14 protein-coding genes are annotated in these 19,788 nt (G+C 66.1%); 7 read left to right on the top strand and 7 right to left on the bottom strand.

Features of this window, described 5'->3' with window-relative positions; translation table 11 throughout:
• Positions 1–3: 3 nt before the first annotated feature.
• Positions 4–2,913 (bottom strand): bifunctional acetate--CoA ligase family protein/GNAT family N-acetyltransferase, encoded by a 2,910-nt coding sequence (locus A5788_RS07360; protein ID WP_064870835.1) that lies wholly within the window; start codon positions 2,911–2,913, stop codon positions 4–6.
• 82 nt (positions 2,914–2,995) lie between these two features.
• Positions 2,996–4,240, bottom strand: coding sequence for an acetoin utilization protein AcuC (locus tag A5788_RS07355; protein ID WP_064870836.1), 1,245 nt, complete (start codon positions 4,238–4,240; stop codon positions 2,996–2,998).
• A 133-nt stretch (positions 4,241–4,373) separates the two neighbouring features.
• Between A5788_RS07355 and A5788_RS07350 the strand changes: the two genes are divergently transcribed.
• Complete coding sequence (locus tag A5788_RS07350; protein ID WP_049697181.1) at positions 4,374–5,057, top strand: metal-dependent transcriptional regulator; 684 nt, start codon at positions 4,374–4,376, stop codon at positions 5,055–5,057.
• Positions 5,058–5,083: 26 nt separating this feature from the next.
• Here A5788_RS07350 and A5788_RS07345 read toward each other — a convergent pair whose 3' ends face one another.
• Both A5788_RS07345 and A5788_RS07340 read right to left on the bottom strand, forming a co-directional pair.
• Positions 5,084–6,157, bottom strand: a complete 1,074-nt coding sequence (locus A5788_RS07345) for a DUF4192 domain-containing protein (protein ID WP_064870873.1) — start codon at positions 6,155–6,157, stop codon at positions 5,084–5,086.
• Between the two features lie 91 nt (positions 6,158–6,248).
• Positions 6,249–6,911, bottom strand: a complete 663-nt coding sequence (locus A5788_RS07340; RefSeq protein ID WP_197494642.1) for a hypothetical protein — start codon at positions 6,909–6,911, stop codon at positions 6,249–6,251.
• Between the two features lie 265 nt (positions 6,912–7,176).
• Between A5788_RS07340 and A5788_RS07335 the strand changes: the two genes are divergently transcribed.
• Both A5788_RS07335 and A5788_RS07330 read left to right on the top strand, forming a co-directional pair.
• Positions 7,177–8,175 (top strand): PAC2 family protein, encoded by a 999-nt coding sequence (locus tag A5788_RS07335; RefSeq protein WP_064870837.1) that lies wholly within the window; start codon positions 7,177–7,179, stop codon positions 8,173–8,175.
• An 11-nt stretch (positions 8,176–8,186) separates the two neighbouring features.
• Positions 8,187–10,310, top strand: coding sequence for a DEAD/DEAH box helicase (locus tag A5788_RS07330; RefSeq protein WP_064870838.1), 2,124 nt, complete (start codon positions 8,187–8,189; stop codon positions 10,308–10,310).
• Between the two features lie 11 nt (positions 10,311–10,321).
• On the opposite strand, the gene A5788_RS07325 is transcribed toward A5788_RS07330, so the two are convergent.
• Positions 10,322–11,269: a hydrogen peroxide-inducible genes activator gene (locus A5788_RS07325; RefSeq protein ID WP_064870839.1), complete on the bottom strand. Its 948-nt coding sequence runs from the start codon at positions 11,267–11,269 to the stop codon at positions 10,322–10,324.
• Between the two features lie 130 nt (positions 11,270–11,399).
• Between A5788_RS07325 and A5788_RS07320 the strand changes: the two genes are divergently transcribed.
• Both A5788_RS07320 and A5788_RS07315 read left to right on the top strand, forming a co-directional pair.
• Positions 11,400–11,987: a peroxiredoxin gene (locus tag A5788_RS07320; RefSeq protein WP_064870840.1), complete on the top strand. Its 588-nt coding sequence runs from the start codon at positions 11,400–11,402 to the stop codon at positions 11,985–11,987.
• 11 nt (positions 11,988–11,998) lie between these two features.
• Positions 11,999–12,532, top strand: coding sequence for a carboxymuconolactone decarboxylase family protein (locus A5788_RS07315; protein ID WP_049697175.1), 534 nt, complete (start codon positions 11,999–12,001; stop codon positions 12,530–12,532).
• A gap of 58 nt (positions 12,533–12,590) precedes the next feature.
• Here A5788_RS07315 and A5788_RS07310 read toward each other — a convergent pair whose 3' ends face one another.
• Positions 12,591–13,412 (bottom strand): helix-turn-helix transcriptional regulator, encoded by an 822-nt coding sequence (locus A5788_RS07310; protein ID WP_064870841.1) that lies wholly within the window; start codon positions 13,410–13,412, stop codon positions 12,591–12,593.
• 100 nt (positions 13,413–13,512) lie between these two features.
• Between A5788_RS07310 and A5788_RS07305 the strand changes: the two genes are divergently transcribed.
• Positions 13,513–14,301 (top strand): SDR family oxidoreductase, encoded by a 789-nt coding sequence (locus A5788_RS07305; protein WP_064870842.1) that lies wholly within the window; start codon positions 13,513–13,515, stop codon positions 14,299–14,301.
• Between the two features lie 45 nt (positions 14,302–14,346).
• Here the strand turns inward: A5788_RS07305 and A5788_RS07300 are convergent, their stop codons facing one another.
• On the bottom strand, positions 14,347–15,576 hold the full coding sequence (locus tag A5788_RS07300) for an aminotransferase family protein (RefSeq protein WP_064870876.1): 1,230 nt from the start codon (positions 15,574–15,576) through the stop codon (positions 14,347–14,349).
• Positions 15,577–15,711: 135 nt separating this feature from the next.
• On the opposite strand from A5788_RS07300, the gene hrpA reads away from it, so the two are divergent.
• The gene (gene hrpA, locus A5788_RS07295; RefSeq protein WP_064870875.1) at positions 15,712–19,716 is read left to right on the top strand and encodes an ATP-dependent RNA helicase HrpA; all 4,005 of its coding nucleotides are present in this window, start codon (positions 15,712–15,714) and stop codon (positions 19,714–19,716) included.
• Positions 19,717–19,788 lie beyond the last annotated feature (72 nt).

Genomic DNA, 19,788 nt, shown 5'->3' with positions numbered 1-19,788 from the left:
CAATCAGCTCAATCGTCTCGGTCCGGTGTCCGCCTTGGTGGGCACCGGGCCGATTCGTATGCGGGCGTTGAGGATTGCGGCGCCCTCCGGCGAACACAGCACGGGATCGACGACGATCTCGCGAATCTCCGGGATGTCGTCTGCCATCGTCGAGATGCGGATCAGTAGGTCGACCAACGCTTCTCTGTTGACCGGGGCCTCTCCCCGATATCCGTAGAGCAGTGGGGCCGATCGTGGCTCGTCGATGAGTTCGTCGGCGTCGAGCGCGTTGATCGGGATCGCGCGGTACCCGTCGTCGCCGAGTAGCTCGAACGTCCTGCCCGACAATCCGAAGGAAATCAACGGCCCGAACGACGGGTCGTCGCGCATGCGGACCATGGTGCCGACACCTTTGGGTGCCATCTTCTGCACGTGGAGCACGTTGTCGCCGGTCAGCTCCGAGATCTCGGCGAACGCGGTCACCACGGCGGTGGCGTCGGGCAGATCCAGACGTGCGCCCTCACGGTCGAGTCGGCCGCGCCACGCCGGTGACGTTGCTTTCACTGCGACAGGGAATCCCAGGTCACGCGCTGCGGCCGACGCCTCGTGCATCGTCGAGACCTCGCGGAAGGGCACCACCTCGACTCCGTACCACTCGAGCAGGCGGGCGGAGTCGACGTCGTCGAGGACCGTCACCGGATCGGCGCCGCCGACCGTGGAGTCGTCCGAATCGACACCAGTATCGACGCCCGGATCGTCGTCCGAATCGTCGTCGGGAAGTCCCCACATTGCTTCGCGCACCCATGTCCTCGCAGCCTCGGGGTCGATCCCGTCGGGTCTTTCGACGGGGACCTCCGGTCGTGCACACCACCGCGCGTACTGCCATGCCCGTGCCAGCGCGGCCGCTGCACGTTCGGGGGACGAATACGACGGAATCGAGCCGCGCGCCGGCAGCCCCGACGGTCCTGGCCTCATCAGGCCGGGCGGGATGCCCTCGACGGCGAGGAAGGTGGTCACGATCGGTTTGTCGGCGTCGGCGTCCGGTGTGTTCGCGCCCGCGATCAGGGCGCGTGCGTGCCAGTCGAGGTCGACGGCGACCGGTGGCACGAAGACGACGATCACGCTGTCGACGCCCGGATCGGCCATGGCCTGCGCGACGGAGGCCTCGAACTCGTCCTCCGAGGCTCCTGCGCCGAGATCGATGGTCGACTCGACTTCGAGACCGCCCGACCGCGCGGTGTCGGCGGCAAGACTGCCGAGCACCGACGAGTTGCCGATGATGCGGGTCCGCGGACCGCGAGGCAGCGGTTGATACGCGAAAAGTGATGCGCAGTCGAACAATTCGGGAATGGTGTCGACCTGGATGACGCCCGCTTGCTCGAGCATCATCTGGGCGATGCGATCGTCGAGGCTCGCCGCAGCCGTCCGTGCGGCACGCACCGGACTCATCGCACCCTTGCCCGATTTGACCGCGACGATCGGCTTGGACCGCGACACTCTGCGAGCGATGCGCGAGAACTTGCGCGGATTACCGAAACTCTCGAGATACAGCAGCACGACGTCGGTAGCGGCGTCGGAATCCCAGTACTGCAGCAGGTCGTTGCCCGAGACGTCGGCACGGTTGCCCGCCGAGACAAAGGTCGACAACCCGATCTGGCGATGTGCGGCCGTGTCGAGGATCGCGATGCCGAGCGCACCGGACTGACAGAAGAATCCGACACGTCCAAGTGGCGGGATACGCGGCGCGAGAGTGGCATTCAGCGCAATCGACGGGTCATTGTTCGCGACGCCGAGAGCATTCGGCCCGACCAGGCGCATGCCGTGCTCACGAACCTGCTGGACGAGGCGATGTTCGCTCTCCAGGCCCGCCTCACCGCTTTCGCCGAATCCCGACGACACGATCACCAGCGCGCGCACGCCCTTGACCATGCAGTCGTCGAGCACCTCGTCGACGCTCGCCGCGGGCACCGCGACCACCGCGAGATCGACCGGATCGGGAATGTCGCGCACCGTCGGGTACGCGCGGATTCCCCTGACCGACGGCGGCCGCACGCGGGGCGCCCGCGCCGGGCCGCGATGGCGTCGCTGTGGTTGGCGCGTCGCCCCGGCGCGCGCCGCGTCGTGAGCCGATCCGCCCTGCTCATCGTCGGGTTCACCGTCACGGTCGGAACCATTGACCGGGAAGACCGGTCCGGTGAATCCGGCCGCAATGATGTTGGCCAGCAGTGCGTTTCCCACCTTTTTGGGATCGGTCGACGCCCCGATCACGGCAACGGACGCCGGTCGCAACAGGTTGGCGACGCTGCGCGCCTCGGAGGCGCGCTCACGGTCGTTGCGCACCGAGAGCATCGCCTCGGTGGGATCGATCGTGAACTCGACGTGCACCGTCGAGCCGTCGAATGCGCGCGAGATCTGGTAGCCGGCGTCACGGAAGACGGCGACCATGTTGGGATTCTCGCTGAGCACCTCGGCCTCGAAGCGGGTGAATCCGTTCTCGGCAGCGGCACCGGCGAGATGTTCGAGCAGAATCGGCCCGAGGCCTCGGCCCTGGTGTTCGTCGGCGACGACGAAGGCGACCTCGGCAGATTCGGGCTTGCCGTCGGCGGCGAGGCCCTCGTAGATGCCGATCGCAATGATCTCCCCACCGAGCACTGCGACGATCGCAACCCGGTTGCGGTGATCGACCGTGGTCATGCGCGCGACCTCGCGCGGCGGAAGCGTCGGCGTCGGACCGAAGTAGCGCATGTACCTGGTGCGTTCGGACAAACCCGAGTGGAATCGGACGACGCGGTCGGCGTCGTCGGGGACGATCGGACGCAGATGCACCACGCCGCCGTCGGACGCGAGGACATCGGCGATCCAGTGTCGGGGGTAATCCCACGGACCGCGCGGGCGCTCACCCTCCGCGTGATCGTCCCGGGGAGCGGTCTGCACGGCTGAATCCGTCGCTGGGGTACCAGCGGCTGGGGAATCAGTGGCCGGGGTACCAGCGGCTGGGGTGTCAGTCGCGGGGGAATCAGTCACGGGGGTCCTCCGGGTCGAGTCCGTGTAGCGGATACACGGCACGGCGAGTGGCCATGATGGCGCGATCGGTTTGTCGTTGGGCGCTCTCGTCGATGCCGGGCGGTGGTTCCTGCCCCGTGTCGCCATCCCATTCGACGAAGTCGACGTCGCCATCGTCGCCCATCACATGCACGGGCGCCTGCGAGTACTCCGAATGCACCTGCGTTGCGATCTGTTCGGCTGTGGCGCACCACGATTCGTTGATCGGGGTCGTTACGTCAACGTCACGATCGAGGACGACCCCGAGCAGGTGCGACCAACTACGCGGGACGACGTTCACCACGCCGTAGCCGCCTCCGCCGACCGCGATCCACCTACCGTCGCAATACTTCTCGGCCAGGTCGCGCATCGCGATCATCGCGGCGCGCTGCCCGTCGACGGTCAGCGACAGGTCGGTCAACGGATCGGCGCGATGGCTGTCGGCGCCGCACTGGCTGATGATGATCTGTGGCTTGAACTCGGCGATCAGCGACGGAACGACCGCATGGAAGGCGCGCAGCCACAACCGGTCCTGCGTGTCGGGCATCAGGGCGATGTTGACCGCGGAACCCTCCGCGCCGTCGTCGCCGACCTCGGTCGGCCAGCCCGTTCCCGGCCACAACGTCGCCGGATGCTGGTGCAGCGACACCGTCATCACGCGCGGGTCGGACGCGAACGCCACCTGCACGCCGTCACCGTGGTGCGCGTCGATGTCGATGTAGGCGATGCGGTCGAAGCCGTTCTCGAGCAGCCAGTGAATGGCCACCGCGCAGTCGTTGTAGATGCAGAATCCGGCAGCCCGCGACCGCATCGCGTGGTGCATCCCGCCGCCGATATTGACTGCTCGACGCACCGCCCCGGAACCGACCGCCTGCGCCGCCGCCAACGTTCCGCCGACCAACAGCCGTGCCGCCTCGTGCATTCCGTCGAACACCGGATTGTCGGAGTCGCCGAGACCGAACAGACGCTCGAGAAGCGGTCCCGACAGCGACGCCGTCCCCGATCCGACAGCACGCACCGCGTCGATGTAGTCCTGACTGTGGACGACGGTCAGCGCATCATCGCCGATCGCAAGTGGTTCGGCGACGTCGACATCGTCGAGCACTCCGAGGCTCTGCGCGAGCGTCATCGTCAGCGCCAAGCGCACGGGATTCATCGGGTGGGTGTGTGCCCAGCGATACGAGAGGAACTCCTCGCTCCAGATCACTGCCGCGCTCATTGATGTCTCCACGCACTACGCACACGACCAAGGCTAGTGCCTCGCCGCGCGGGCCGGACGCGTTCGGCATGTGACGAGGCAGTCTCGAACGCAGGTCAAGGTACTCTTGTAAAGACGGAAGGGACTGGCTCAAGTGAACGATCTGGTTGATACCACCGAGATGTACCTCCGGACGATCTACGACCTCGAAGAAGAGGGAATCGTCCCACTGCGCGCACGCATCGCCGAACGACTCGAGCAGAGCGGACCGACTGTGTCTCAGACAGTCGCGCGTATGGAACGTGACGGACTGTTGCGCGTCGCGGGCGACCGGCACCTCGAGCTGACCGACAAGGGTCGCGCCCTCGCGGTCGCCGTGATGCGCAAGCATCGTCTCGCCGAGCGGCTGCTCGTCGACGTGATCGGCATGCCCTGGGACGAGGTCCACGAGGAAGCGTGCCGTTGGGAGCATGTCATGAGCGAGAACGTCGAGCGCCGTCTCCTCGCCGTGCTCGACAACCCGACGACCTCGCCATATGGCAACCCGATACCCGGCCTGGAAGAGCTCGGCGTCGAGACGACGACGTCCACCGGTGAGGCCGCTCGCCTGTCCGACCTCCCGCAGGGTGAGGCGGTTGCGGTGATCGTGCGTCGACTCTCCGAGCACGCGCAGTCGGATACAGAGCTGATCGCGGCGCTGCGCGAGGCGGGCGTCGTCCCGAACGCACGCGTGACAGTGACCTGCACGCCGCAGAAGGTGGAGATCAGCACGCCAGGACACGCCGGACTGACACTGTCTCCGGAGATGGCCCACTCGCTGTTCGTCGAAAAGGTCTGAGCGACAACACAATTCGGAGCAACACGTCAACCCGCATCGCGCAGGGTTGCGTGCGGCAAGACCAGGCCGAGCTCCGCTGCCGCGTCGTACGAGTCACCGATGAGGTGCCACAGGTTGTCCGGACGTAATCCGTTGCGCAGCGAGTGGTCGAGGAGTTGTGCGAGCTTCCAGTTGCAGTCGGCGTCGCGCGCGACGTCGAGCGCCACACCTGCGAAACTCCCCTCACCTGCGATGTAGTGCAGATGCGCGAGGAGTGTTGCAGCGCTGGCTCGTCCGGTACCGGTCAACCGTCGGGTCAGTTCACGCCACAACATCTCGGCACCTGAGCGAAGATCTGTGACCGCGAATGCCAGGGCCGCATCGCGAACCCGAACGTCGCAGATCGCGCGTTCGAGTTCGGCAACCCGCTCGCACGAGTAGTAGTCGGACTCCATCACGACCGCCTCGTAGATCGCTACCAGGAGTTCCTGTGGTGGTTCGTCATCGAAGCGGCCGTCGTCGGCGATGGTGCTGCAGGAGCCGTCGTCGCAATGAGGCGTCGGAGCGAGCATCGCTGCGATCTCCGCGCGGTTCGCCATGAGGAAGCGCCCTGAATGCACGGCACCGGACACCGCGGTCGGCGAGATCCGAGGGTCGGTGAGCACCCCGCAGTGCCTCAACGACTGCGCCGACAGCGCAGCGCCGTGCTCCCAGATCTGCGTCCACGGCTCCCCCTCGGCGAAGCGACTGCACACGTAGCCGCGACCAATGCCTCCGCACAGTCGCATCCGCCGATCGACTTTCGACAGAATCTGCTCATACGTGCGGGTATCAAGTTCGAAGCGGTCATCACCGATGACCGCGATGAGGTCGGCGCTGCCGTAGCCCTGAAATATTCGCGCCAGATTGTCGATCTCGTTGAGCATCGGCCGCGCCGGTGAGCCGTCGGGGGCAAGGTCGAGATCGAGCCGTACGGACGCCTGGACCGTGCGTCCGTCCGGCGCGAGTGCCAGGAGCACGAGCGAGCGCTCGGGAATGAACCCGAAGAAGCCAGGGATAGCGGTGAGCAGCGCGGAGACGGTCCGGATCGGCCCGTTCGACGAATCGTTTCGAAGTGACATGTCGAACATCTTGGGTTCACCCGGAGACGCCCGAACCCGCGAGAAGCTCCGATGACCGACGTTGTGCACACCCTCGGACGGGTGCACAAACTCACGAACCGAAAGCCGCCCGCAACGCCTTCTCGAACAGAGCTCCGAGCTGACCCTTCGCCTCGGAACTGATGTCACCCGCTGATGGCCACCGGTATTGGCAGTACACGCGCACCGTGCCCTGCTGTCCGATGTAGGTCATCGTGCGCGCCAAGAGCGGCGCCTGGTCGCCACCGGTCTCGACAGTCCGCAGGACGGCAGCGGTATCGACCCCGGCAGGATGTTCGGGGGCGTCGGACACCCTTGTCTGCACCTTGCTCGTCGCCGTCGTCGCGTTGCCGGTGGTCGCTCGAGGACACGCACGCGCCTGATCGACCACCGTGCTCAACGCGTCATCGACTCCGACGACGGCGGAGGTGAAGGACGCACGGTCGGCTTCGACGATTCCCAGATAGACGACGGCTCCGTCGGAGCCGACCGCCGCGGGCTGACACGCGGGTGGATCGTAGGGCGAGTTGGCTGGTCGGCCGATGAGGTCGCCGATCGCGTATGCGACGGAGTTCTGCGGAACGCGGGTAGCACCCGAAACCGGGAAATCGGCTGCGGTGACCGATCGCGAGGAGAGATCGGCAGTGTTCTGCGTCGCATCACCTTCGACCGAACACGACGCCACGAGAAAAGCCGCGGCCAACCCCATCACCACACCGACACTGCGTACACCCACGAACTTCGACTGTGCCACCGCAAGGCCGAGGCACCGGTCACGACACTCCGACGGTCTCCAGATCATGTCGGGGAATCGAGAGGTGGGCGCGGTTGTTGAACACACAAAGATTCGCTAACACACAAGGATCCGCTGCAAGAACAACACAGATGCGTCACGCGGACGCTCGACGAGCGGCACCGATTGGTCACGAGTGGTGTGGATGCGGGACAATTCGACGAACAGGTAGGACAGGCACGTGCCGATCTTCAAGAGGAGGGACGACATGGATTCCAATCCGGACGAGGGCCGTCAGCTCTTCGAGCTCGCCTTCCCCGCTCCCCAGGTCTCCGACGCCACGGGGACCGGCCCCGTACTCATCCACGCGCTCGACGGCTTCGCCGACGCGGGACATGCCGTGGCGCTCGCCGCGCAGAACCTTCGCGACTCGCTCGAGTCCGAGGTGGTCGCGACCTTCGACAACGACGAGCTGATGGACTATCGCTCGCGCCGACCGACGATCACCTTCAGCGGCGAGACCTTCACCGACGTGGAGATGCCCACCCTGACGCTGCACGCGATCCGCGACAACGCTGGTAAGCCGTTCCTCCTGCTGTCGGGCTCGGAGCCGGACCTGCGGTGGGAGCAGTTCACCGAATCCATTCGACGCCTCGCCGACCATTTCCGGGTCACCGACGTCATCGGTCTCAACGCCATCCCGATGGCCGTTCCGCACACCCGCCCGTCGTCGTTGACCGCGCACGGCAACGAGCCCGAATCGTTGGGCGACCTGCCCACGTGGGGTTCGCAGATGAAGCTCCCCGCGAGTGCGTCGATGCTCCTGGAGTTGCGCCTTGGCCAGGGCGGACGACGCACCTCGGGACTGTCGGTACACGTGCCGCACTACCTCTCCCAGACCGATTACCCGGCTGCGTCAGCGCGCCTGCTCGAGGCGGTGTCGGGACTGACCGGACTCGAATTGCCCACCGGCGCACTCGAATCCGCGGCGGCCGCGGTCCGCGAGCAGGTCGACGCCGAGGTGTCGGGCAACGGTGAGATCGAATCCGTCGTCGCGGCGCTCGAGGCGCAGTACGACAGCTTCACCGAGGCACAGACGCAGCGCGCATCTCTGCTCGCCGCCGACGAACCGCTGCCCAGCGGCGACGAACTCGGTGCTGAACTCGAGCGGTTCCTGGCGGAACAATCGCGTGGCGACGTCGATCCGGACGGCACCGGAGACCTCCACGACGGGGACGGCAACGGCGGTTCGTCATCGCCGAACTGATCGACGAGTCCGTGTCCGGGTCAGCGACGACGCTGACCCCCGTCGCCGACGACGACGCCGCATTCGACACGTTCACCGGATGGTGGGCCGACCGCGGCATCGACCTGTACCCGCATCAGGAGGAGTCGCTGCTCGAGTTGATCTCGGGTAACAACGTCATCCTCGCCACACCGACCGGTTCGGGGAAGTCGCTCGTCGCGTCGGGCGCCATCTACTTCGCCCGGTGTCGGGGTCAGCGCGCGTTCTACACCGCGCCGATCAAGGCACTGGTCAGCGAGAAGTTCTTCGATCTGTGCGCGCAGTTCGGGGCCGACCAGGTCGGCCTGATGACCGGCGACGCGTCGGTCAACTCCACTGCTCCGATCATCTGCGCGACCGCCGAGATCGTCGCGAACCTCGCACTTCGCGACGGTCCGGACAGCGATATCGGCGTCCTCGTCTCCGACGAGTTCCACTTCTACGGCGAGTCCGATCGCGGATGGGCGTGGGAAGTCCCGCTGATCGAGCTTCCGCACACGCAATTCCTCCTGATGTCGGCGACGCTCGGCGACATCAGCTTCTTCGTCGACGACCTGTCGCGACGCACCGGCCGCACCACCACCGCGGTCACCGGAACCCATCGACCGGTCCCCCTCGAATACACGTATGCGATGACACCCATCCACGAGACGATCGAGGGACTCATCGACGCGGGTCGGGCACCGATCTATGTCGTGCATTTCACCCAAGCAGCAGCCGTCGAGCGCGCGCAGGCACTCCTGTCGGCACGAATCACCACCAAGGAGGAAAAGGCTCAGATCGCCGAGGCCATCGGCGACTTCCGCTTCTCCACCGGATTCGGCTCCACCCTGTCCAAGCTGCTCCGCGCCGGCATCGGGGTCCACCACGCAGGCATGTTGCCGCGCTACCGACGTCTCGTCGAACGCCTTGCACAGCAGGGACTTCTCAAGGTCATCGCCGGTACCGACACCCTCGGGGTCGGCATCAACGTGCCCATCCGTACCGTCCTGTTCGCCGGTCTGAGCAAATACGACGGCACGCGCGTACGTCGTCTGCGAGCGCGCGAGTTCCACCAGATCGCCGGCCGCGCAGGGCGAGCGGGCTTCGACACCATCGGCTACGTCGTCGCGCAGGCACCCGAGCACGACGTCGAGAACGCCCGCGCAGTCGCCAAGGCGGGCGACGACCCGAAGAAGCTCCGAAAGCTGGTGCGCAAGAAGCCACCCGAGGGTTTCGTGTCCTGGGGCGAGAAGACGTTCCTGCAACTCGTCGACGCACCCGATGAGCCGTTGCGCTCGCACTTCCGCATGACGACGGCGATGTTGCTCGAAGTGCTCGGCCGGCCCGGAGATTGCTTCGCGGCCACGCGACATCTGTTGGAGGACAACCATCTTCCACGCAATCGACAACTGGGACAGATCCGCCACACCATTCGTCTCTACCGTGACCTGCGCGACGCGGGCATCGTGGTGCAACTACCCGAACCCGACGACGCCGGCCGATACGTCGCGCTGAGCGTCGACATGCCCGAGAACTTCGCACTCACCAACCCGCTGTCGGCATTCGCGCTCGCCGCATTCGAGCTACTCGATCCGGACTCGTCGACCTATGCGCTCGACGTCGTCTCGATCCTCGAGTCCACTCTCGACGATCCCCGCCCGGTGCTGATGGCACAGCGCAAGGAAGCGCGCGACGCGGCGATCGCCGAGATGAAAGCCGACGGCGTCGAGTACGAGGAACGCATGGCGCGTCTCGAGGAGATCACCTGGCCGCAACCGCTCGCGGAGGAGATCGACTACGCCTTCAGCGTCTACCGTCGCACCCACCCTTGGATCGCGGGATTTCCACCGTCGCCGAAGTCGGTTCTCCGGCTCATGCTCGAGCGAGCGATGACGTTCACCGAACTGATTTCTGCCTACGGTCTCGCCCGCAGCGAAGGAGTGGTACTGCGGTACCTATCCGACTGCTATCGCGTGTTGCGCCAAGGCGTTCCGACCACGGTCTTGACCGACGAGATCGCCGAACTGACCGAACGCGTCGGCGACATGGTGCGCGACGTCGACTCAAGTCTTCTCGACGAGTGGGAAGAGTTGGCCCGCACCGCCGCCGCCGACGCCCTCGCCGAGGAACACTGACCGAATCGCTCTCACACGGCGGGAGTTTTCTCCACGCGCACCGCGCCCGTCTGTTCGACAAGACCGGCGATGATGGACGCCAGTCGCCGATACGACTCGCCCCTGCCCGACGACTCGCGGTAGACCAGCCCGATTCGACGCCCCGGCCGCGGCGTCGTGAACGTCGCGGTCGCGAGGTCGCCGCCCGCGGTTTCGGCGGCAACGGCGGTCCCTGGGATCAGCGTGACGCCCAGACCACCTTCGACGCACTGCACCGCGGTCGCCAACGAGGCGGCACGGGTGTGCCCGATGTCTGCGCGGACACCCGCGAGTCGGCACACCTCGAGTGCCTGGTCACGCAGGCAGTGCCCTTCGTCGAGCAGCAGGAGCGGAAGGTCGGCGAGCGAACTCGGGTCGACGCGCTTACGTCCGGCCAGCGGATGATCGGACGGCAGTGCCAGCACGAAATCCTCGGCGTACATCGGTATCTCGGCAAGGCCGGGCACGTCGGCGGGTAGCGCGAGGCACGCGGCGTCGAGTGATCCCTCACGTAACTGCGCCACCAGTCGCGCCGTCTGGTCCTCGACGACCCGCAAAGCGAGAGAGGGCAATTCGGCGGCGAGCCCGCGCAGTACGGTCGGCAGAACGTATGGCGCGACCGTCGGGATCAGGCCGAGTCGCAGAGTACCGGCAAGCGGATCGTCGGAACCCGCGGAGGCAGAGAGGAATTCGTCGACGGCGTCGGTCACCGCGATCGCTTTGGGCAGGAGCATCTCGCCCTCCGGCGTCAGGAAGACACGCCGCGTTGTACGTTCGATGAGTTGCTTGCCCAACCCGGCCTCGAGGCCGGCGAGTGCTTGCGACAGAGATGGCTGACTGACACCGAGTTCCGTTGCCGCAGCGCCGAAATGACGTTTACGAGCGAGTGCGACGAACGCCCGCAGACCTGCCACGGACGGCTGATAACTTTTATCACTCATGCCTATCAGTCTAGTGCTAATCATCACGTTTCGCTTTTGGTGGCTTTTCGGCAGAATTGAGAGGCAACTGCAGAACGTGAGTTCGCGCGCCACCCACGAACGCAATCGACACGAAGGAGCGAAAACACACATGGCTCTTCTGACCATCGGAGACCAGTTCCCCGCCTACAACCTGACGGCGGTCATCGGAGGCGACCTGAGCAAGGTGGACGCCCAGCAGCCCGACGACTACTTCACCCAGGTGTCGAGCGACGATCACCCCGGCAAGTGGCGCATCGTCTTCTTCTGGCCCAAGGACTTCACGTTCGTGTGCCCGACCGAGATCGCCGCTTTCGGAAAGCTGAACGGCGAGTTCGCCGATCGCGACGCCCAGGTCCTCGGCGCGTCCGTCGACAACGAGTTCGTCCACTTCCAGTGGCGTGCACAGCACGAGGACCTCAAGACCCTCCCCTTCCCGATGCTGAGCGACCTCAAGCGTGAGCTCGCCACCGCCGCAGGCGTTCTCAACGCCGATGGCGTCGCCGATCGCGCGACCTTCATCATCGACCCCAACAACGAGATCCAGTTCGTCTCGGTGACGGCCGGTTCCGTCGGCCGCAACGTCGACGAGGTGCTGCGTGTTCTCGACGCACTGCAGTCCGACGAGCTGTGCGCCTGCAACTGGAAGAAGGGCGATCCGACCATCGACGCCGGCGAGCTCCTCACCGCAAGCGTCTGAGAGGAATCGGCATGAGCATCGACAATCTCAAGGAAGCCCTCCCCGAGTACGCCAAGGACCTCAAGCTCAATCTGAGTTCGCTGGCGCGTTCGACCGAGCTCTCCGAGCAGCAGCTCTGGGGCACCTTCCTCGCGTCGGCTGCGGCATCTCGCAACGCGAAGGTGCTGGCCGAGGTCTCCGAGGAAGCAGCCGACACCCTCTCGGCCGAGGCCTACAACGCGGCGCTGGGCGCGGCGTCGATCATGGGCATGAACAATGTCGCGTACCGCGCCAAGAGTTTTCTCGGCGACGACTACACCCAGGTGCGCATGGGTCTGCGGATGAACATCATCGGCAACCCCGGCGTCGACAAGACCGATTTCGAGCTGTGGAGCCTCGCCGTGTCGACCATCAACGGTTGCCACGACTGCACCGCAGCACACGCGAAGGTCGTCCGTGATGGCGGCCTGACCAAGGAACAGGTCTGGGAGGCCGTCAAGGTCGCCGCGACGATTACCGGTGTGGCGCAAGCCATTACCACCACCGAGGTGCTGGCGAACGCCTGATCTATCACCCCACTGCACTGCCCCGGTCTCACGAGACCGGGGCAGTGTGCTGTTCGGGTCAGCTGCCGACCACACCGACCCTGGCGGCGGCGTCGAGTCGTGCGAGCTTCTCGGCGCTGCCGGTGCCCTCGACAGGCTGGTATACCACGACCCTCTGGCCCCGCGCACCGGCGACTTCGAGAGTGTCCCAACGTAATTCGACGACGCCGACGTCGGCGAGCACTATCCGCTTGGCGCCGCTGGACTTCACCTGAACCTCGTTGCGCGCCCAGATCTCGGCGAACAACGGGCTGTGCAGCGAGAGTTCGCCCACGAGGTCGCGCAGACGCGGATGATCAATGTCTGCTCCGGTGAGCGATCGCAGGTTGGCGACGGTCTCGGCCGCCAGCAACCCGTAATCGGGATAAATCGACGGAGCGTGCGAATCAAGAAAGAGCTTGCGCAACATGTTGTCTCCGGGCACGGTCCCGATCGCCTGATGAAGTGCTGCTCCTGCGTCGTTTATCGCGAGGAGGTCCATGAACCGATTCATCACGATCGCAGGCTGCTGCCATTGAGCCATCAAGACTCGTATCGGTTCGACCACCTCATGATCGGCGAAGTCGACGTCGATGCGCACATCGGCGAGTGCGGCGAGATGCTCACGCTCGGCATCATCGAGTCCGAGTACATCGGCCAGCGAGGCCACGACCGCAGCCGACGGATTGCGGTCGCGTCCACGTTCGAGCCGCACAAGGTATTCGACGCTGATGCCGGCGAGACTGGCAACCTCCTCACGACGCAGACCGGGCGTACGCCGCGGGCCGACCGTCCGCAGACCGAGCGTCGTAGGGTCGACGCGCTCGCGGCGGGCGCGCAGGAACTCTCCGAGTGCGGTCATAGCGAAAGTCTAGGCTCGCAGCGATCGACAGCCAGGTAGTGCGAGGACCCCTCACGACGCGGTCTGTTCGTGCCGTCCGAGCCGCTCGATCCTTGTACTCATGACACAAGAAGCCCAGACACAAGAAGCACTCGCACAAAATGAGAACACCGCAACTCTCGACGGCCGTATCGCGGTGGTGACCGGGGCGGGCACGGGTATCGGCGCCGCGACGGCAAGGACGCTGGCGGCGCGCGGAGCACACGTCGCGCTGCTCGGTCGTCGAATCGACAAGCTCACCGCGGTCGCTGACGAATTCGACGGCCTCGCCCTCGCGACGGACGTCAGTGACGCCCGTGCCGTCGCCGCAGCGTTCGAGGAGGTGACGCGGCGCATCGGCGCACCCGATCTCGTCGTCGCCAACGCCGGTGCGATGCTCGCGGCGCCGTTCGACGACGCCGAGCGCGAGGAGTGGCGTCGAATGCTCGATGTGAACGTGATGGGCGTGCTCGACACCGCTCGCGCCGCCATCCCGGGCTTGCGCGCGGCCGCGGCGGACGGACGATCCGCCGACCTCGTGCTGATCAGTTCGATTGGCGCGCACATCGTGCTACCGACGTACGCGGTCTACACGGCGACGAAGGCCGCCGTCTCGCACCTCACACGAACGCTCCGAGCAGAACTGGGCCCCAACGGTATCCGCGTGCGGGCCATCGAACCGGGAATGACGGAGTCAGACCTCGGCCACGACATGACCTACCCGGGTTCGAAGGAGTTCCTGGCCGGGTTCGCCGTACAGAACCCGCCGATCCCCGCCGCCGCGATCGCGGAGGCGGTCGCCTGGTCGGTATCGCTTCCGGCTGCGGTCAACGCCGCGTCGATCGAGGTCTTGCCGACGGCACAGGGCTGACCGACCGGCCCGGCTCTTGACCGGCCGGCGCAGCTTGTGACCGACTCAGCCCAGCGCTGCGCCGATACGGTCGGCCAGCTCGCCGACCTCGGCGGTCGTCATCACGAACGACGGTGACACCTGCAGCGCACCCTGACCTGCGGCGCGAGTGCTCACGCCGTGCTTGCGCAGAGCACCGACGGCTGCGGGCGCCTGCGCCGGGTCTGCGAGTTGGACGGCCGTGACCACACCGAGTCCGGTGCGCACCTCCGACACCGCGTCGAGGTCGGCGAGCGGCGCGAGCTTGTCTGCCAGATCGCCCTCGAGCCTTGCCGCCTCGGCAAGGAGTCCCTCCCGCTCGATGATGTCGAGATTGGCCATCGCGGCTGCCGCAGCTCCCGCGTGGCCGCCATAGGTGTAACCGTGACGCCACCAGACACCACCGGCGTAGAAGGGTTCGGCGACACGCGGCGCGATGAAGACCGCACCCATCGGGACGTACCCCGACGTCAAGCCCTTGGCTGTGGTCATCATGTCGGGTTGGAGATCGAAGCGTGCCGAAGCGAACCAGCTCTCGCCTCCGATACGGCCGAAGCCCGTCACCACCTCGTCGGCGACGAACAGCACATCGTTGTCGCGGCAGATCTGTCGGACCTCGGCCAGATAGCCCTCGGGCGGAAGGTAGATGCCGCCTGCACCGATGATCGGCTCGCAGAAGAACGCGGCAACCTTGTCGGCACCGACCCGTTCGATCAGTCCGAGCAGGCTCTTGGCGTCGTCCCACTCGACGGTCTGGGCGTCGGGCATCAGGGTTCCGTAGCCGTCGTGGTTACCGGGGATGCCCGCGAGTGAGGTGCCCGCGACATGCATGCCGTGGTAGGCCTTGGTACGGCCGACGATCATCGTCTTCTCCGGCTTGCCGACCTCCATCCAGTAACGCCGCGCGAGTTTCGCCGCAGTGTCGATCGAGTCGCTTCCGCCGGAGGTGAAGAAGATCTTGCTCCCGGGAACCGGCGCGATCGTTGCGAGCCGATCGGCAAGTGCGTCGGTGACATCCGCGGTGAGATCCCCGAATCCCGAGTAATGCGCGAGCGTCGAAAGCTGATCGGCCACCGCCTGCGCGACCTCGGTGCGCCCGTGACCGATATTGGTGAACCAGAGACCAGCGGTGGCGTCGAGATACTCGTTGCCATCGCGGTCCCACACGCGGGTGCCCTCACCCCGCGTGACCACAAACGGGCCGCTTGCGCTGACCGACCCCATATCGGCGAATCCGTGCCACAGTGAACCTGACATGCGCTCAATGATGCCCGGCGGCATCGCGGTCAGGGCACTCAGGGTCAGGTCAGCGCGCCCAGGGTCACCCTCTGGATCATCGGTCCGAGGTCACACTGCGTTGACCCATGCGTCGACACATATCCTTGAGTGATCATGTCCGTCTCCCCCGAATCACAGCCCAGCGAGTCCACCGCCGAGGCGACGCAACCCACTCCGACGGACCAACGCTCACTTCGACGCCGGCTCGCCGACCTGACGATCGTCGACCAACACCGCCTTCGACGCCGCGTCGACAAGCTCGGTGCATCGTCGAACGCGGATGCGGTGGCGGCACTCTCGCGCGACATCGACGCCGCATCACGACGCGTCGAGCGTCGTCGAGCAGCCGTCCCGGTATTGGAGTTTCCACCGGAGCTGCCGGTGTCGGAGGCCCGCGACGAGATCGCCGCCGCGATCGCCGCTCACCAGGTCGTCGTGATCGCGGGTGAAACCGGGTCGGGCAAGACCACACAGCTTCCCAAGATCTGCCTGGAGCTCGGCCGAGGCGTGCGCGGCGCCATCGGTCACACCCAGCCGAGGCGTATCGCCGCCAGTTCCGTGGCGCGACGTATCGCCGACGAGACCAACACCGAGATCGGCGACGCCGTGGGGTATTCGGTCAGGTTCTCCGACCGCTCCGGCGCCGACACCCTCGTGAAGGTGATGACCGACGGCATCCTGCTCCGCGAGATCGCCACCGATCCGATGCTGCGCGCCTACGACACGCTGATCATCGACGAGGCGCACGAACGAAGCCTCAACATCGATTTCATCCTCGGCTACCTGCACCGACTGCTCCCCCGTCGCCCCGACCTGAAACTCATCATCACCTCGGCCACGATCGAACCCGACAGGTTCGCGCGGCATTTCACCACGCCCGACGCCGAGGTCCCCGTCCTCGAGGTGTCGGGGCGGGCATACCCCGTTGACGTCCGCTACCGCCCGCTCCTCTCCTCCGACGGCCCCGACACCGGTGACGAGCGCGGTGGCGGCGAGCACGCCGACCTCGACCAGATCCAGGGCATCGACGCCGCCATCGACGAGTTGTGGGGACGCAGCAACGCCGGCGGCGACATCCTGGTGTTCCTGCCAACCGAACGTGACATCCGCGAGGCGGCGGACTCACTGTCCCGACGCGTCGCGGCAGGCGCCGAGGTGGTTCCGCTGTACGCACGATTGTCGATCGCCGAACAACAGAAGGTGTTCACACCGTCGCGCGGCAACCGAATCGTGTTGTCCACCAACGTCGCCGAGACGTCGCTGACCGTCCCGGGTATCCGCTACGTGATCGACACGGGCACCGCACGTATCTCGCGATACTCGGCGCGCACCAAGATCCATCGACTTCCGGTCGAACCGATCTCGCAGGCGAGCGCCCGCCAGCGCGCCGGGCGGTGCGGGCGAGTTGCCCCCGGCATCTGCATCCGCCTGTACAGCGAGGCCGATTTCGACGCCCGTCCCGCCTTCACCGACCCCGAGATCCTCCGCACCGATCTCGCGTCGGTCATCTTGCAGATGGCCTCGCTGCGGCTCGGCGACATTGCCGACTTCCCCTTCGTCCAACCTCCCGACGCACGCGGAATCCGCGACGGAATCGGGGTTCTCACCGAACTCGGCGCGATCACGACGACCGACAAGACCGACACCACCCCGCGGTTGACACCTGTCGGACGCACGATGTCGCGCATCCCGGTCGAGCCGAGGGTCGCGCGCATGCTGATCGCGGCACACGAATCCGGTTGTCTCGCCGACGTTCTGGTCATCGCTGCCGCACTGTCGATTCCCGACGTCCGCGAGCGACCCGGCGATCATCGCGAAGCCGCCGACGCAGCACACAAGCGGTTCGTCGTGCCCGGCTCGGACTTCATGGGCTACCTCACACTGTGGCGCTACCTCCAGGAGAAGCGACAAGAACTGTCCGGCAACCAGTTCCGCCGCACCTGCGAACGCGAGTTCCTCCACTACCTCCGCATCCGCGAATGGCAGGATCTGCACCGACAACTACGGCGCATCGTCGACGATCTCGGCTGGTCGACGAAGGACGCCGGGTCGTCGAAGGATTCTGGCGAGGCCGAGGCGTCGCACCGCACCGATGCGATCCACCAGGCGATACTGTCCGGCCTCCTGAGCAACATCGCCGCACGCAACGCCGAGGGTCGGGAGTACACAGGCGCACGCAACACGACCCTGATGATCTTCCCCGGCTCGTCACTCTCCAAGAAGCCGCCCGCGTTCCTGATGGCCGCCGAGATCCTGGAAACGTCCCGGCTTTTCGCGCACACCGTCGCGGGAATCGACCCGCTGTGGGCCGAACGACTCGCAGGCGACCTGGTCAAACGCACATACAGCGAGCCGCACTGGTCGTCGAAGCGCGGCGCCGCGATGGCATACGAACGCGCGACGCTCTACGGCGTCCCGCTGGTGGCTCGACGCCGCGTCGACTACGGCCCCATCGACCCTGCCGCCGCGCGTGACATGTTCATCCGGCACGCTCTCGTCGAAGGCGATTGGAAGACGAATCATCCGTTCTTCGAACGCAATCGAGCACTGCTGTCCGACGCCGCCGAGGTCGAACACCGCGCACGACGCCGCGACGTGGTGATCACCGAGGACCAACTGTTCGACTTCTACGACCATCGCATCGGCGCCGAGGTCACCTCGGCACGCCACTTCGACACCTGGTGGAAGAAGGCGCGCCGCGCCGACCAGACACTGCTCGACCTCACCCCGGAGGACGTCGCTGCCGACGTCCACGTCGCCGATGCCGACTATCCCGGGGAGTGGCAACAGGGCGATACCCGCTACCGCCTGCGATACCGATTCGAGCCCGGCGCACCCGATGACGGTGTGTCCGTACTCATTCCACGCCCGCTGTTGCGGCACGTGCGTCCTGCTGGTTTTGACTGGCTGGTCCCGGGGATGCGTAGCGAGCTCGCCACCGAGTTGATCAAGACGCTGCCCAAGACGATCCGCAAGACGATGGCGCCGGCCGGGCGATTCGCCGATCTCGCCCTGTCTCGTCTCACCCCGCGCCGCGAGCCGCTCATCAACGGCCTCGCGCGTGAGCTGTCGACGATCACCGGGCAGACGATTGCGGCCGACGACTTCGCTCCGGAGCGACTCCCCGCATACCTTCGCATGAACTTTGTCGTGATCGATGATCGAGAGGAGTCGGTCGCCACCGGCAAGTCCCTCGCCGAGCTCCGCCGACGCATCGAGGGTGAGGCGCCCGCGCCGACGCCGCGTCGGGTGTACACGACGTGGACGGCCGACGGAATCGGAACACTCGCCGAGTCGAGCATCGATACCGTTGCCGGACAACAGATCACGCGATATCCGTCACTCGAGGTCGTCGACGGAGCGCGCAACCGTGGGGTGGCACGGACGCTCGCGACGTCGGACGCCCAGCGGCGTGCGCAATTGCACGGTGCCGTCATCGAACTGCTCGACCACGCGATCCCGCCGCTCTCACGCAAGATCAGCGCCGGGCTCGACCCGGCCGGTCGGCTGGCACTGAGCCAGAGTCCCTATGCGTCACCCGACGCGCTGTATGCAGACTGCACCCGTCGGGCGATTCGCGACATCGCTCCCGCAGCATTCGATTTGGGATTAATCCGCACACCCTCCGCCTTCGACGAGCTCGTCTCGACACTGCGACCGCGCGTATCGGCTGCGGCGCCGGAGTATTTCGCTCTTGCTGTCGATGTGTTGCGTGAGGTTGCTCCCCTGCGTGCCGAGATCGACCGCCACTCGGGTCAAACAGCAGCCGACGACGTCGCCGAACAGTTCAACAACCTGGTCTTCGACGGATTCGTTCTCGCAACGGCACGCGAACACCTGCAGCACGTTCCGCGATACCTGACCGCCGCACGACAGCGCCTCGAGCAGCTTCCTGCCGCCGCGAACCGCGACCGCGAGGGAATGGCCGCCATCGACAGGGTCACCGAACGATGGAACCAGCGCCTGACACAGCTTCCCGAATCGCGCCGAGACATCGTCAGCGAGGAAGCTCAGTGGATCGTCGAGGAGCTGAGGGTGAGCCTCTTTGCCCAGAAACTCGGTACCGCCTATCCCATTTCGGAGAAACGGGCGCTACGAGCTCTTGACCGACTCGGTTGACACCGGACCCGCCGGACTCGACGCAGCATCGACAGTGTCGTCGCGGGTGGCGGGCGTGTCGAGGTCGTCGGA

The organism is Gordonia sp. 852002-50816_SCH5313054-c (assembly GCF_001665925.1).
Classification (GTDB): domain Bacteria; phylum Actinomycetota; class Actinomycetes; order Mycobacteriales; family Mycobacteriaceae; genus Gordonia; species Gordonia jacobaea.
This window is presented reverse-complemented; position numbering and strand designations above follow the sequence as displayed.